The 357-nt window shown below is 49.3% G+C and carries 1 protein-coding gene and 1 pseudogene; both read right to left on the bottom strand.

The window, feature by feature from the left end; all coding sequences use genetic code 11:
- Positions 1-78 (bottom strand): hypothetical protein (locus ACLH1I_RS26665; RefSeq protein ID WP_223602338.1); only part of this gene is annotated, 78 nt, incomplete at its 3' end.
- 32 nt (positions 79-110) lie between these two features.
- Positions 111-248, bottom strand: a pseudogene (locus ACLH1I_RS26660) (IS3 family transposase); the annotation flags it as partial.
- Positions 249-357 lie beyond the last annotated feature (109 nt).

Below are 357 nucleotides of genomic sequence, written 5' to 3'. Positions count from 1 at the left end.
CCAGTTGGTGATTTTGAACTTTTGCTTTGCCACGGAACGGTCTGCGTTGTCGGGAAGATGCGTGATCTGATCCTTCAACTCAGCAAAAGTTCGATTTATTCAACAAAGCCCCGTTCGCGTTTCAGCAACTGGAGAAAGCTTTCTGCAACCGCATTATCGTGACAGTTACCGCGACGGCTCATGCTCCCCTCCAGGCCTTGTGATTTCAGGAACGACTGCCACTCATGGCTTGTGTATTGACTGCCCTGGACGCCCTTCTAAGAGTCAAGCTGTTATCGGGATACTGTTGATCCGCCTGTTTTGATTGCGCAGTAACGTGTAAACTTCGCGGGAGATATATCGCTTTAGACAGCGTAT

The organism is Klebsiella sp. 1SOBk10mer (genome assembly GCF_046602535.1).
Taxonomy (GTDB): domain Bacteria; phylum Pseudomonadota; class Gammaproteobacteria; order Enterobacterales; family Enterobacteriaceae; genus Klebsiella; species Klebsiella quasipneumoniae.
This window is presented reverse-complemented; position numbering and strand designations above follow the sequence as displayed.